This is a genomic window from Caulobacter sp. P1_B12_2 (assembly GCF_056406675.1).
Genome location: NZ_JBFTZS010000096.1, coordinates 1 through 12,204 on the forward strand (window position 1 = coordinate 1; position 12,204 = coordinate 12,204).

Consider the following 12,204-nt stretch of genomic DNA (forward strand, 5'->3'; position numbering starts at 1 on the left):
GCGCTGTTCGAGGAGGTGTTGCGGGCCCTGAACAGCGCCTTGCGCCGGCGGACCAGCACCAGGATGTCGCCGGGATGGGCCGGCCGCCACTGGCGGGTCTCCTTGTCGAACACCGCGTCGCCGCGGGCGATCAGGGCCTGGATCTCGATGGCGATCTTCTCGGCCAGGCGGCGGTTGGCGCCGTGCTCGCTCTCGGCGTCGAGGGGGGCGTCCCAGGCCTCGCGCTCCTCGCCGGGCAGCTCGCGCTCCAGCGGCCACAGGTCGACGCAGCCCTTGTGGTCGACGCGGAACGGCGTGTGACGCACCAGGTCCTCGCCCGCCGGGGCCGGTACGCCCGAGCGGGTCTCGGGGGCCGAGAACAGGGCGTCGACGAAGCTCAGCACCTCCACCGTCGAGCGGTACGAGGTGATCAGCGGCACGGACTTGCCGATCCGCCCGACGTCGGTGATCTGAGCGATGTAGCTCTGGGTCTCGGCCAGCAGGCGTTGCGGGTCGGCCCCCTGAAACGAATAGATCGACTGCTTCTCGTCGCCGACCACGAACAGGGTGCGGGCGTCCTGGGTCTCGCCCTGGTGCGAGGCCCGCCAGCGCACCGCGCCCGCGCCGGCGAAGAAGTCAGAGGTCAGGGCGCGCAGGATCGCCCACTGCTCGGGGGCGGTGTCCTGGGCCTCGTCCAGCAGGATGTGGTCGATGCCGCCGTCCAGCTTGTACAGCACCCAGGCCGCGTCGACCTTCTCGGTCAGCAACAGTTTGGTCTTGTCGATCAGGTCGGCGAAGTCGAGCGCGCCCCGGGCGTCCTTCTCGATCTGGTGCGAGGTGACGTAGAGGGCGGCCAGGCGCAGGGCGTCGCTGCTGTCCTCGGCCACCCGGGCGGCGCGCAGCCATTCGCGGGCCTCGGCCAGGCGCTCCTGCTCGGCCAGCAGGCGCTCGCGAAGGTCCTCATGAGCCTTCAGGCCCGAGGTCTTGGCCGGCCAGGTGGCGGGCGTGCCGGCGCCCTTCTCGGTGAACAGCGCCGCCAGGGCCTGGTCGAGATCGGCGTCGGGATCGCCGGCCACGGCCCGAAGCTGGCCGGCGCACTTGATATCGGTCTTGGTGCCGTTCAGCAGAACGTCGGCGACCGAGCGCCACAGGTCGCGGTCCAGTTCGGCCATCGCCTCGGCCATGACGTCCTCGACGCTGCTGGCCCCGTAGTGGAAGCCGCAGACCTTCCAGACGTCGTCGACCGCGCCCTGCAGGCCGCCGACCTTGTCCAGATACTCGCCGATCGCCCCGCGCTGACTTTCGAAGGTGGCGAACATCGCCTCGAAGCTGGCGAAGTCCAGGGCCACCGAGAACCGGGCATAGGCCACCGCGAAGGCGTCGTCGTGGTCGGTGACATAGGTCGCCACCTGCCGCAGCGCGCCCTGGGCGATGGCGGCCGAGGCGCTGTCGTCCATCACCTGGAAGCCCGGCGACACCCCGGCCTCCAGCGGGAAACGCCGCAGCAGCTTCTCGCAGAAGGCGTGGATGGTCTGGATCTTCAGCCCGCCCGGCGTCTCCAGCGCCTTGGCGAACAGGCCCCGGGCCTCGGACAGGTTCTTGTGGCTGAAGCTGGTGGGATCGCGGCCCTCCAGTGCGCCCAACTGCTCGCGCAGCTTGACGTCGGGGGTGACGCACCATTCGCCCAGCCGCTCGAACAGCCGCCGCTGCATCTCGGCGGCGGCGGCCTTGGTGTAGGTCACGCACAGGATCGCCTCGGGCGTCGAGCCGGCCAGCAGCAGCCGCGCGACCCGGTCGATCAGGGTCTTGGTCTTGCCCGAGCCGGCATTGGCCGTGACGAAGGCCGAGATCGCCGGGTCGGCGGCGATGCGCTGGGGGTCGGGTTGCAAGGTCAGGGCGTCGGACATGGTCAGGCCCTCCCTCTGTGGCCAGGGCTATCGCAGATCGCCAAGACGCGGTTGTCATCCCGGACGAGCGCGCAGCGCGAAGATCCGGGACCGACACGTGAACGCAGGCGCTTCCGGCGGTCCCGGATCTGCGCTTCGCTTGTCCGGGATGACAAGATTTTTGCGTACCAGCTATTTGCAATACCCCTCGCCCACAGGAGGAGGGACTGATTGAGCAGGGCGAGGCTCACTCCGAACCCTCCCCGTCATCGCCGCTGGTCGACCATTCGAACACCCGCGCCAGGTGGCCGTAGTCTCCCACGTGGTCATGCACGAACTGTGGAGCGACGCGGGAGAGATAGGGCTGGTTCGGATTGTCGTAGCGCTCGATCAGCTCGCGCAGGCCGTTCAGCGCCTTGATCGCCGCCTCCTGGCTGTCGATCCCGGCGGCGGCCCGCACCTCCTCGACGCCCGCCGGCTTGCGGCCGGTGACCCGCAGATAGGTCAGGTCGCCCGGCTCGCGGGGGCCGATGTCCTTGAACCCGCCTTCACGCAGGATGGCGGCGGTCAGGGTCAGCTGGGGCGAGAAGCCGGTCTCGACCTGCTTCTTCGACGGCGCGGCGCCGGTCTTGTAGTCGAGGATGTGGGCCAGGCCATCGGCGGTGGGTTCGATGCGGTCGGCCTTGGCGGTGACGGTGAACGGCCGGCCGCCGATGTCGAAGGTCAGCGCGCCGGCGGCTTCCACGACGATGCGTTCGGCTCCGGCGCGGCGACGGGTCTCCAGGTCGGCGACCCACAGGGCGGCCTCGCGGGCCAGGGCGCGTTCGCGGGCCAGGGCGGCGGGCGGCATGCCGGCTGCTTCCAGTTCGCCCAGATAGAGGCCGGCGAAGATCTCGGCGGCGTTCGGCGGCACCGGGCCGGGATGGTCCAAAGCGAAGGTCTCGAACGCCGCGTGGATCGCCGTGCCGCGCGCCCGCGCCTCGACCGGCTCGTCGGGGCGGTCCAGCGGATAGAGCTTGAGGATGTCGCGGGCCCAGACGGCGTAGGGGTCGCGGGTCAGGGCCTCGACCCGGGTGACGGCCATCTTGCGCGGACGGTCGGCGACCGGCGGGGTCGGGGCGGGGCGCTTGATCGGATCGTAGGGGCCGGGCGCGTCGAGATCGCGGGCCCAGGCTAGCACGTCGGGGCGTTCGGTCAGGGCCAAGCCGGCGCCGCGCGCCAGGGTCTTCAGCCGCCACAGCCAGCGGCTCTCGACGGCCGGCGCGCCGCCGCGCCGCTCGCTGTGGACCAGGATCACGTCGGGCGCGCAGGCGGCCTGGGCGAAGTCGTGGGCGGTCAGGCCGATGCGGCGCTCGGGCGGCGGCAATTCCAGCTTGGCGCGCATGGGCCGCGACAGGAACGGGTCGATCGGCGCGCCGCGCGGCCAGATCCCCTCCTCCAATCCGGCCAGGATCAGCCGGTCGGCCCGCACCATCCGCGCCTCGATGGCCCCGAAGATCCGCAGGCGCGGATGGGTGGCGCCGCCGGTGCGCAGGGTCTCCTCGTTGACCATCCGATCGAACAGGTCGGCGAAACCGATGGCCGAGGCGGGCGGCAGGGCGACGCCGTCGGTGATCAGCGACGACAGCAGGCCCGCCAGGCTCTCGCCCGCCGAGCCCGCCCACAGGTCGGTCGGGTCGGCCAGGGCCTCCAGGGCCTCGACCAATGCGCGGGCCGCCGCCGCCGGCTGTCCGGCCTTGGGATCGGCGACATAGGGCGCTGCCACCCGGTGGGCGGCGGCCAGCACGCGCTCGACCAGGGCCTTGGCGTCGGGATGGTCCTTCAGCCGTTCCAGAAGTTGGGCGGCGTCGCGAGGGGCGGGGCCGCGCAGGCCCTTCAGCTCCAGGTCGCGGGTGACCTCGACATCGCCGCGCAGGAGCGGGTGCTTGGCCACGGCCAGCAGGCGCACCGGATCCAGCCGGTCCACGGCCAGACCCGCCACGTGCTGGGCCAGGATCGCGGCGGGGCTGGCGGCCAGGGGCGCGCCGGCCGAGCTGTCGGGGATCACGCCCCAGCGCACCAGCCGGGCGTTGACCCGTCGGGCCAGCTCCTGGTCGGGGGTGACCATGGCGGCGGTCAGGCCGGGGGTCTCCAGCGCCTCGCGCAGCAGCAAGGCGCAGGCGACGGCGGCCTCCTCCTCGGTGCGGGCGTTGACCAGGGACAGGCCCTTCAGCCCCTCCTCGATGGGGTCCAGGCCGGGGGCTTCGGCGCGCAGGCGGTCGATCTGGGCCAGCCAGTCGGCGGTGGCCTGGGCCGGTCGCAGGGCCTCGTTGATCAGGCGGCGGCGCCAGCGGCCCCGGCTGTCGGCCTCGGGCCACCAGGGACGGACGTCGGCGCGGGTGACCTCGGCGCCGTCCAGCAGGCGCTTCATCGCCCCCTGCGGATGCTGTTCGCCCTGCACGCCCTCGATCTGGTCCCAGGCGTCGTCGGCCAGGCCGTCGTCCAGGCCCGGCAGCACGACCGCGCCCTGCGGCAGGCCGGCGATCACCCGCAGCAGCCGGGCGGTGGCCGGGGCCGTGCCGGTCGAGCCGGCGGCGATCAGCACGCCCTGCGGCGGGTTCTCTTCCCATTGGTCCGAGAGCGCATTGAGCAGCCGGACCCGCCGGTCGCTGACGTCGATCAACCCCATCTCGTCCAGGCGCTTGGGCCAGGCGGTCAGCACCGCTTTCAGGAACCGGGCGGAGACCTGCCAGTGTTGGGCCAGGTCGCCTTCGGCCAGGCCGTCCAGGCGGCCGTCGTCGGTGATCACTTCCTCGATCTGGCAGCTGTCGAGGAACTCGGCGAGGGCCTTGGCCATCTCCAGCGCCTGGCCGGCCTGGGGTTGGAATGACAGCAGATGGCTGTTGTCGGCGACCAGCCGGGCCAGCTCGAACCGGCGGCGGCGCGAGGAGACGGCGGGCGGGAGGTCGAGGGAGAGTTCGCCCGGTTCGAACGGCGGCTCGCCCTCGTCCAGGTCGCCCAGGGGCCGGATCTGCGGCAGCAGCAGCGCCCTGCCGCCGCCCGCAGACACGAAGGCGTCGGCCAGGGCGCGGGCGCCGCGGCGGGTGGGGGTCAGGACGGTGGCGGCGGGCAGGGCCTCGGGTCCCAGCGGCGCCAGGGCCTCCAGCAGTCCGCGCGCCAGGTCCTCGACGAAGGGCCGGTGGGCGGGGATCGAGAACCAGCGCGGCCCTGTACGATCGAAGGGGGGGCGATCGAAGGGGCCGGGCATGGTCAGGTTCTTCCGGCCAGCCGCGCCTCGGCGATGTCCCGCGCGCCGGGGTCGCCGACGTGCATCCAGACACCCCGCGGCGCGACGCCGTGCACGCGGTGGTCGGCGGCCAGGGTCCGCCAGATCGGCGTCAGAGAGAACGGACCGTCCGGACCGTCGGTCACGATCTGGGGCTTGGTGATATGGACGCCGACATAGACCAACGGCCCGGTTTCGCCGGCGGTCTTGAAGCGGACGGAGCCGTCATCCTCCAGAAAGACGTCGCCCGTGTCGTGGAAGCCCAGCGACTGCGCGGTCGAGGCCAGCATCAGGCAGACGTCCATCCTGGACGGGTCCCAGGCGCGGGCCATCGCCTCGAGGGCCGGCTCGTCCTCGATCCAGACCGAGTCGATATTGACCACCCAGACCGGATCGTCGCCCAGCAGCGGCAGGGCGTGCTTGACGCCGCCGCCGGTCTCCAGGGCCTGGGGCCGCTCGTCGGAGATGACGATGCGGGGCAGGGGGTGAGCGGCGACGCGCGCGGCGAGATGCGCCTCCAGCCGGTCGGCGAAATAATGGACATTGACCACGGCGGTCTCGACCCCGGCGGCGGCCAGGCGGTCCAGCATGTGGTCGATCAGCGCCTTGCCGCCGACCTCGACCAGGGCTTTCGGCCGGTCGTCGGTCAGGGGGCGCATGCGGGTGCCCAGGCCCGCGGCCAGGACCATGGCGATCTTGGGGGCTTCTGGGGGCGCGCTCATCGACGGAACTCCGAGGGCACGTACTTGTCGAACCAGGCCTTCAGTTCCGCCATGGCCGGATCGTCCAGATTGCGCTCCAGATAGCGCCAGGTGCGCGGCATGTAGGCCTCGTACTGCGGCCGGCCTAGCAGGGCCTGGCGGGCGAACACCCGGCCCAGGATCCGCGCGGCGTTGGAGGCGGCCAGGTAGCGGTCCAGCATGGCCTGCTCCAGCTCCGGCGACACGTCGCGGCGGGCGTCCTGCAGCAGGTGGGTCAGGTCCCAGGCCGGGTGGGCGCGCAGGGCGTCCTGGAAGTCCAGCAGGCCGACGCGGGCCACGCCCTCGCGGCCGGGCAGCCACAGCAGGTTCTGGGCGTGATAGTCGCGGTGGGTGAAGACGCTGGCGCCGGCCTCGCCGCGGACCCAGACCGGGGCCCACAGGGCGTTCCACGCGGCGACGGCCGCGTCGCTGAACGGCGCCAGGCCCGAGAACTTCGGCCAGAACTCCAGGAAGGTGTCGGTGGCGATCTTCAGGGCCAGGGTGTCGTAGGTCAGCAGGGGCCAGGCGACGCCGCCCTCAGCCGTCAGGACGTCCGGCGGGGTCTCGCCGTGCAAGGCGACCTGGACGTCGACGGCGRCCTCGTAGAGCGGGGTCTCGTCCTTACCGTCGGCGATCAGGGTGGCGTAGAGGCCGTCGCCCAGGTCTTCCAGCACCGCCAACCCGGCCTCGACGTCGTGGGCCAGGATGACGGGCGCCGACAGGCCGCGATCGCGCAGATAGGCGGCGGTGGCCACGAAGGCGGCGACCGAGCCGGCGGCCAGCCGGGCGGCGGCGTTGTAGCCCAGGGCCATGCGCTCGGCGTCGCTGGCGCCCGGCGGGCAGACCACGCTCTCCAGGGCCGGCGGCTGGTCCATGAAGATGAAGCTCTGGCCGTCCCGATGCAGGCGCTCATAGGCCCGGGTCGAGGCGTCGCCGCTGAGCAGCTCGCGACGCGCGTCGCCGAAGCCGTGGGCCGACAGGAAGGCCGCCTTGAGGGTTTCGCGATCAGAGCTCAAGCTTGCGTCCTTCGAAGGTTCCGTGCGGCGTGAGGACGGCGCGGCGCACCTGTCCATCCTCGCCCATGGGGGTGATGTCTATAGCGAGTCGGTCAGGCGGCAGGCGCCCCTCCAGGCGCTGGGGCCATTCGATCAGGGCCGCCCCGTCCTCCAGCGCCTCCTCCAGCCCGATCTCGTAGGCCTCGTCCGGATCGGTCAGGCGGTAGAGGTCGAAATGGGCGACCGGGAAGTCGGGACCGTCGTAGAACTGCACCAGGGTGAAGGTCGGGCTGGGCACTTCCTCGTCGGGCGAGGTCAGGGCGCGGACCAGGGCGCGGGCCAGGGTCGACTTGCCGGCCCCCAGGGGACCGGTCAGGCAGACGGCGTCGCCGGGGCGCAGGGCCGAGGCCAGCTTTGCGCCCAGGGCCTGGGTGGCGGCCTCGTCGGGCAGGGCGATCTCGATCATCCGAACACCGCGTCGGGGTTTGAGGGCAGCACGCGCTCGACGAAGTGCTTGAGCGCCCCGGTGGCCATGGCCGCGTCGGGGTCCAGCGCCTTGGCCGCGATCGGCTTGCCGACGATCAGCGCGAACCGCCGCCCGCGCTTGTTGAGCATCTCGTGGAACAGGGTGATGTCGCGCAGCTCCTGCGAACGGCCGTTGAACAGGTGGAACAGGGTCGACCAGGGTCCGGTCAAGTGCATGGGCACGATCGGCGCGCCGCTCCAGCGGGCGATCGACACGGCCGAGGACTGCCAGGGTCGGTCGGTCAGCCGGCCCTGGATCTTGGTCGCCAAACGTCCGGCGGGGAAGATCATCAGGGCCTGCTCGGCCTTCAACGCCGCGCGGGTGCGCTCCAGCACCTGGCGCACGTGCGGCAGGCTGCGCTTGGCCTCGACCCACTCGACCGGGATCAGCACCTCGTCCAGGCGCGGGCAGACCCGCAGGGCGTCGGCGTTGGCGTAGAAGGTGAGATCGGGCCGCCGGGCCTTCAGGGCGTCATGGACCGCCACGCCGTCGGCGATGCCGGTCGGGTGGTTGCAGATCACCAGGGCCGCGCCGTTGGCCGGCAGGTTTTCGAGACCCTGAACGCTCACGTCGATGCTCAGCAGGTCGGACACGTAGGCCATCGCCTCGTGGCCGCCCATCGGCGCGACGGCCTCGACCAGGGCGCGGGCCTTGYCGTAGCTGAGCAGGGCGTGCAGCGGGCCGCGCGCCAGCGGCCAGACCCGCGAGCCGCACAGCTTCGGCGCCCGCTCGGCGATCAGGGTGTCGAGGATGTGGGGGCGGGCCGGTTCGATGGCCTGCGGCATGGTCATTGGCCGACTCTAGAGAAGGCCGGGCGCGGTTCCAAGGCGAGGGTCACGGCAAATTTGACGGACCGTTCGCGACGTCGGACGTTAGGGGCTGGGGAAGAGGGAGTTCTTGCATGAAGCGTTTTGGCCGCTGGCTTGTCGCCATYGTCGTGATCGCCGCCGTCGGGGCGGGCGCCTGGGCCTATTGGAATATCGAGCTGCGCTGGCGGCCCAAGACCATCACCAAGAACCAGGCCGAGATCGCCAGGATCCTGGAGACCGCCGGCTGGGTGTCGCCGGGGCTGAAGGGGCCCAAGCTCTACATGGTCAGTTTCCGCACCTGCCCCGACTGCGTGCGGTTCAAGGCCGAAGAATATCCGGGCCTGCACAAGGCCGGGGTCGACACCCGCCTGATCGAGATCGCCCGCGCCGACCGCAACGGCGTGCCCAAATCGACGCCGGCCGAGCGGGCGACCGTGGCCGAGATGTGGGTCAACCGCAGCTGGGCCCTGTCGGAGAAGTGGGACGCCACCCCGGTCGAGGCCTGGACGGCCGCCGGCATCGCCCCGGCCGACGGCGACGTCGCCCGCACCGCCGTGATCGAGGCCGGCCGCAAGACCGTCGAGGACCTTCGCCCGCTGCTCAAGGCCAACGGCGTGAACTTCGCCTATCCGCTGCTGGTCTGGTGGACCCCGGACGGCAAGATGAAGGCCTGCGCCTGCGAGAAGCGCGAGACGTATCGGTTCGTGCGGAAGGATCTGGGCGCCTAGGGGCGGACGGGGACACGCCCTTGCGGCGTGTCCCCAGCCAAGGTCGGCACCCCGGAAAGGGACACGCCGCAAGGGCATGTCCCCGGGCGGACTCTTAGAAATCCTGCGCCGTCGGGCGGACGGCGATTTCGCTGACGTCGACGTCGGCCGGTTGCTCCACCGCATAGGCGACGGCGCGGGCGATGGCGTCGGGGCCGATGGCGATCTCGTAGAAGGCGTCCAAGGCCTTCAGCGACTCCGCGTCGGAGCTGCCGTGCTTGAGCTCGGTGTTGACCCCGCCGGGCGAGATCACGGTCACCCGGATCTTGGAGCCCACCTCATGCCGCAGGCCTTCCGAGATCGCGTGCACGGCGAACTTGGTGCCGCTGTAGACCGTGCCGCCTGGGCTGAAGACCTTGCGGCCGGCGATCGAGCTGATGTTGACGAACTGGCCCGAGCCCTGGGCTTCGAACACCGGCAGGGCGGCGGCGACGCCGTACAGCAGGCCCTTGATGTTGATGTCGATCATCTTGTCCCACTCGTCGGTCAGGGCGGCCGACATCGGGGCGATGGCCATGTAGCCGGCGTTGTTGACCAGAACGTCGATGCGGCCGAAGGCCTTGAGGCCGGCGGCGATCATCGCGTCGGCGTCGGCCTTGACGGTGACGTCGGTCTGGACGGCGATGGCCTGGCCGCCGGCGGCGACGATCTCGGCGACCAGGGCGTCCAGCCTGTCGAGGCGGCGGGCGGCCAGCACCAGGCGGGCGCCCTTGGCGGCGAGGTGGCGGGCGGTGGCTTCGCCCAGGCCGCTGCTGGCCCCGGTGACGACGACGACCTTGCCGGCGATGTTGTTGGTGGTGGTCATGGCGGTTCTCCTTGTTCCGGTGGAGCGTCCTCGCCCCGTGGCCAGAAGATGAGGGCTCGACCGCCTCGCGATAATCCTTGATAGTTTGAACGTTGCTTCAAACAGGATTTGATAATGCAGCGCGACCTGCTGGATGGCGTCGTGGCCTTCACCACCGTGGCGCGGCGGCGCAGTTTCACCGTGGCGGCCGCCGATCTGGGCGTGACGCCGGCGGCGGTCAGCCACGCGGTCAAGCAATTGGAGGCTCGGCTGGGCGTGGTGCTGTTCGCCCGCACCACCCGCGAGGTCGGCCTGACCGAGGCCGGGCGGCGCTTCCTGCAAGGCGCCCAGCCGGCGGTCGAGGCGATGGAGGCCGCCACGCTCTCGGCCCGCTCGCTGGGCGAGGGGCCGGCGGGCCTGGTCCGCCTGACCACCTCGCGCCTGGCCCTGCGCATGGTGCTGGCCCCGGTGATCACCGACTTCGCTCGCGCCTATCCGGACGTACGGCTGGAGATCGTGGTCGACGACACCTCGATCAGCATCATCGAGGAGGGCTTCGACGTCGGCGTGCGCATGGGCGAGATGATCGCGCCCGACATGGTGGCCGTCCGGGTTTCCAATCCCTTCCGGTTCTGCGTGGTCGGCGCGCCGGCCCTGCTGGAGCGCGCGGGACGGCCCGAGCACCCACGTGACCTGAAGGGCTATCCCTGCCTGAACGTCCTGCAGACCACCCGCCGCAACAACTATCGCTGGGAGTTCGAGGAGGACGGCCGCGAGTTCGAGGTGGCGGTCGAGAGCGCGATCAGCGTCAACGACTTCGACTTCCTGCTGAAGAGCGCGATCGACGGCCTGGGCCTGACCTATCAGCCCGAGCCCCTGGCCATGCCGCACGTGATGGCCGGACGGCTGCAGCGGGTGCTGGATCCCTACCTGGCCGGCCCGACCGCCTGGCATCTCTACTATCCCAGCCGCCTGGGCGCCTCGGCTCCGCTGCGGGCCTTCGTCGAGTTCATGCGCGGCCGGCTGCGGGCGCCGGGGCGGGCGTAGGGGCTTCGAGCTATCAGCGGTCCAAAATAGGTTGTCATCCCGGAAGCCTCGCAGAGGCTGTCCGGGACCCAGTTGACTGGGCTCATGCGGTGCGGCCCCCCTGGGTCCCGGACAAGCGCTGCGCGCTTTCCGGGATGACAACAGGGGAGAAGGCGCGAGGGCGTCCTAGCTCTAGCAGGCGCCTTGGCTCTTCCCCCGCCGGCCTCGCCGCGCTAACCGGATCGGCGATGCCCACATCCGTCCGCACCGCCTACCGAGAACGCCTGGCCCAGGGCGAGATCAAGCCCGACGTCGCGCAGGCCGCCGCGGTCGATGCCCTGTCGCGGCTGGAGGCCGACCTCGACAACGCCGGCGAGCCCGGCTTCTCGCTGTTCGGCCGCAAGCCCAAGGGCCAGAGGGGCGTCTATCTGTGGGGACCGGTCGGGCGCGGCAAGTCCATGCTGATGGACCTGTTCTTTGACAGCGCCTCGGTGACCAGGAAGCGCCGCGTGCACTTCCATGTGTTCATGGCGCAGGTGCACGAGCACATCAACGCCTGGCGCAAGGGCGACGCGGCCGAGCGCAAGGCACGTTTCGGCCAGCACAAGGGCGACGACCCGATCGCGCCCACCGCCGACCTGATCGCCGAGGGCGCCCGCCTGCTGTGCTTCGACGAACTGCAGGTCACCGATATTGCCGACGCCATGATCCTGGGCCGGCTGTTCGAGGCCCTGTTCGCCCAGGGCGTGACCCTGGTGGCCACCTCCAACCGTCCGCCCGACGACCTCTACAAGGACGGCCTCAACCGCCAGCTCTTCGTACCCTTTATCGAGATGCTGAAGGAGAAGCTTGAGGTCGTCGCCGTGCGCGGGCCCGTGGACTTCCGCCTCGACCGCCTGCGCGCCGCCCGCACCTGGCTGGCGCCGGACGACAAGACCAACCTCGCCGCGTTCGACGCCCTGTGGGCCGACATGCTGGACGGGGCCGAGGAGACCGGCGCGAAGATCGAGGTGCTGGGCCGCAAGATGCATTTCCCCCGCGCGGCCGGCGGCCTGCTGCGCGCCTCGTTCGCCAGTCTTTGCCAGCAAGCCTTGGGACCACAGGACTATCTGGCGATCGCCGAGCGCTTCCACACCCTGTTCCTGGAAGACGTGCCGCTGCTGACGCCCGAGCGGCGCGACGCGGCCAAGCGGTTCAACACCCTGATCGACGCGCTCTACGAGGCCGACGCCAAGTTGGTGGCCCTGGCCCATGGCGAGCCCGAGGCCCTGTACCCGGCCGGCGACGGCTCGTTCGAGTTCGAGCGCACGGTGTCGCGCCTGCAGGAAATGCGTTCGGCCGACTATGTGGCCCGGATCAGGGATTAGGAGAGCCCGATGAGCGTCAAAGACCGCGTTCGCGTCCACGAGACCCGGCTGCTCTCCGAC

General features: G+C 71.2%; 10 protein-coding genes. 3 read left to right on the forward strand and 7 right to left on the reverse strand.

Features of this window, described 5'->3' with window-relative positions:
- The 6 genes from AC1DZ6_RS08295 to AC1DZ6_RS08320 all read right to left on the reverse strand — a co-directional run.
- Positions 1 to 1,886, reverse strand: a 1,886-nt coding sequence (locus AC1DZ6_RS08295; RefSeq protein WP_477096721.1) for a UvrD-helicase domain-containing protein, incomplete at its 3' end; no start/stop codon positions are given.
- A gap of 226 nt (positions 1,887 to 2,112) precedes the next feature.
- Entirely contained in the window at positions 2,113 to 5,112 is a 3,000-nt protein-coding gene (addB, locus tag AC1DZ6_RS08300; RefSeq protein WP_477096722.1) for a double-strand break repair protein AddB, read from the reverse strand.
- 2 nt (positions 5,113 to 5,114) lie between these two features.
- Complete coding sequence (gene murU / locus AC1DZ6_RS08305) at positions 5,115 to 5,852, reverse strand: N-acetylmuramate alpha-1-phosphate uridylyltransferase MurU (protein WP_477096723.1); 738 nt, start codon at positions 5,850 to 5,852, stop codon at positions 5,115 to 5,117.
- Complete coding sequence (gene amgK / locus AC1DZ6_RS08310) at positions 5,849 to 6,886, reverse strand: N-acetylmuramate/N-acetylglucosamine kinase AmgK (protein WP_477096724.1); 1,038 nt, start codon at positions 6,884 to 6,886, stop codon at positions 5,849 to 5,851. Before amgK ends, murU begins: the two co-directional genes overlap by 4 nt.
- The gene (gene tsaE / locus AC1DZ6_RS08315; RefSeq protein WP_477096725.1) at positions 6,876 to 7,331 is read right to left on the reverse strand and encodes a tRNA (adenosine(37)-N6)-threonylcarbamoyltransferase complex ATPase subunit type 1 TsaE; all 456 of its coding nucleotides are present in this window, start codon (positions 7,329 to 7,331) and stop codon (positions 6,876 to 6,878) included. The genes amgK and tsaE overlap by 11 nt, the downstream gene beginning before the upstream one ends.
- Positions 7,328 to 8,182 (reverse strand): 1-acyl-sn-glycerol-3-phosphate acyltransferase, encoded by an 855-nt coding sequence (locus tag AC1DZ6_RS08320; protein WP_477096726.1) that lies wholly within the window; start codon positions 8,180 to 8,182, stop codon positions 7,328 to 7,330. The genes tsaE and AC1DZ6_RS08320 overlap by 4 nt, the downstream gene beginning before the upstream one ends.
- 110 nt (positions 8,183 to 8,292) lie before the next feature.
- Here AC1DZ6_RS08320 and AC1DZ6_RS08325 point away from each other — a divergent pair, with 110 nt between their 5' ends.
- Positions 8,293 to 8,928, forward strand: a complete 636-nt coding sequence (locus tag AC1DZ6_RS08325; protein WP_477096727.1) for a hypothetical protein — start codon at positions 8,293 to 8,295, stop codon at positions 8,926 to 8,928.
- A gap of 94 nt (positions 8,929 to 9,022) precedes the next feature.
- Here AC1DZ6_RS08325 and AC1DZ6_RS08330 read toward each other — a convergent pair whose 3' ends face one another.
- Entirely contained in the window at positions 9,023 to 9,772 is a 750-nt protein-coding gene (locus tag AC1DZ6_RS08330; RefSeq protein WP_477096728.1) for an SDR family oxidoreductase, read from the reverse strand.
- A gap of 114 nt (positions 9,773 to 9,886) precedes the next feature.
- On the opposite strand from AC1DZ6_RS08330, the gene AC1DZ6_RS08335 reads away from it, so the two are divergent.
- Both AC1DZ6_RS08335 and zapE read left to right on the forward strand, forming a co-directional pair.
- Positions 9,887 to 10,798 carry a LysR family transcriptional regulator gene (locus tag AC1DZ6_RS08335; protein ID WP_477096729.1) on the forward strand — a complete coding sequence of 304 codons (912 nt, stop codon included), beginning with the start codon at positions 9,887 to 9,889 and terminating at the stop codon, positions 10,796 to 10,798.
- Positions 10,799 to 11,025: 227 nt separating this feature from the next.
- Positions 11,026 to 12,144, forward strand: coding sequence for a cell division protein ZapE (gene zapE, locus AC1DZ6_RS08340; RefSeq protein ID WP_477096730.1), 1,119 nt, complete (start codon positions 11,026 to 11,028; stop codon positions 12,142 to 12,144).
- Positions 12,145 to 12,204: the final 60 nt, after the last annotated feature.